Origin of the sequence: Nocardia macrotermitis, assembly GCF_009604405.1 — a bacterium.
GTDB lineage: Bacteria > Actinomycetota > Actinomycetes > Mycobacteriales > Mycobacteriaceae > Nocardia > Nocardia macrotermitis.
Map to the genome: position 1 here is coordinate 1 of NZ_WEGK01000043.1, position 1,707 is coordinate 1,707.

Below are 1,707 nucleotides of genomic sequence, written 5' to 3' on the forward strand. Positions count from 1 at the left end.
AGGCCGCGCAACGCGGATTCGTCCAGTCCGGTCAGCGCGTTGGACGCCCGTTGCGAGCTGAACAGCACCATCGCCGCGGCCATCACCGCGAGGAAACCGAAGAAACCCAGCAGCAGGTCCACGAAGTTACATGGACTACACACTCGACCCCGCAGCCTCCTCCTCTTCAGCACCAGAGGACTGGCAATCGACATTCGAAGAAATCGACAGGCACGTACAAGCCGCCCCCAACACCACAACACTGGACCTCACCGAATTCGGCCTCGGCACACCCGACACCGAGACAACCAACACCCCCGAACCAACCACGAGCCAACTACCCGTCCACCCCACGATCAGGATCTCCGGAGACGCCATGCGCACCGCCGCGGAATATGCTGTCAAGCTGTACGCGCAGGGCGAAACCGTCACCGACGAGATAATCGCAGAAGCTGCCGGGACCAACGCCAACGCAGTGCGACAGACACTGGCGCGATTGACCGAAAAAGTGGGAGCAGAGACACGCGGTGGTCACGGCGGGAACCAACGCGCGCCCCTCATAGAGAAGCTCGTGAAAGACAAGTGGATCACCACGGCAAACAATGGAATCACCGAAGCACACATAAAAGCAGTCGAAAGACGCACACAAGGCAACGACGGCTCCATCGCACCCGACGTCCCTGACAACACGCCCACACCAACCGGAGAACAATCAGACGACAGACCCACGACCCAGATGGCTATCCATCCAACCCGACTCATGTATGCGCAATACGCTGCCGCGCGATACGCCGACACCGGAAGTACCACCGACAGAGATATTGCGAGCGATATCACGAAAGACGGCAGACCTACCAGCGAACGCACAGTGAACCAAACGCTGAATAGATTGTCCAAGCAAGCCGGTATCACCAATAGGAAACCCCGGAGCGGACGCGGAGAACTCGTGGAGAAACTCGTCGAAAATGGATCGCTCACTCCGTCCAAGAAACTCACCAAGGAGCACATCGATAAAATTCGTAAACGCACGGAACTCAACAACCCGAACGCCCCACCACTCAACAACCCGACGGACGCCCCTGCTCCGACCGCGAGCCGAACACACGACAACAGCAAGCCCAAGATCGAACTCGGCCCTGTCACAGGCGTATACCTGGTACACGCCGCCGCGCAATACGCCGACACCGGAAATACCACAGACAAAGAAATCGCGAACGCCGCCAAGAACAGCCCGAACCCTTACTGCAAGATCCCCGGCGCCAACACCAACGCAGTGACGCTATCGCTGTGGGCGGTGACCAAAGGCCTCCGGCTCACGAAGACGACGGCTCAACGCGGGCGCGGGGAACTCGTGGAGCAAGTCGTGTCCGACGGGCTGATCACTCCAGTGGACGGGGTGCTCACCCAGGCACAGATCAACAAAATTCTGGCACGCGCGGACCTCAGACGCGGCTCGGCCACACACACCACCACCCAAACCCGGACGATCCCCCGCACCGGCAACCCCACCCACGGCGACGGAAGCCACCCGAGGACACCCACAACCCACACCGATTCCGACTCGATGGACCTCAACCCACCCGAGAACACCAACACCACACCACCCGCACACCAGGCCCACGGATTCGAAATACTGAAGAACCCACAGGAACTGGCGCACAAACTCGACGAAAACGGACTCCCCCTCGGAACCCGGATCTACCAGATCACACCCAACGGCTCGATCAA

Annotated in this window: 1 protein-coding gene; it reads left to right on the forward strand. The window is 59.9% G+C overall.

The genetic code is table 11. The features are described from left to right. Window positions 1-130: 130 nt before the first annotated feature. On the forward strand, window positions 131-1,707 hold a 1,577-nt coding region (locus tag NRB20_RS37340), incomplete at its 3' end, for a hypothetical protein (RefSeq protein WP_153416153.1).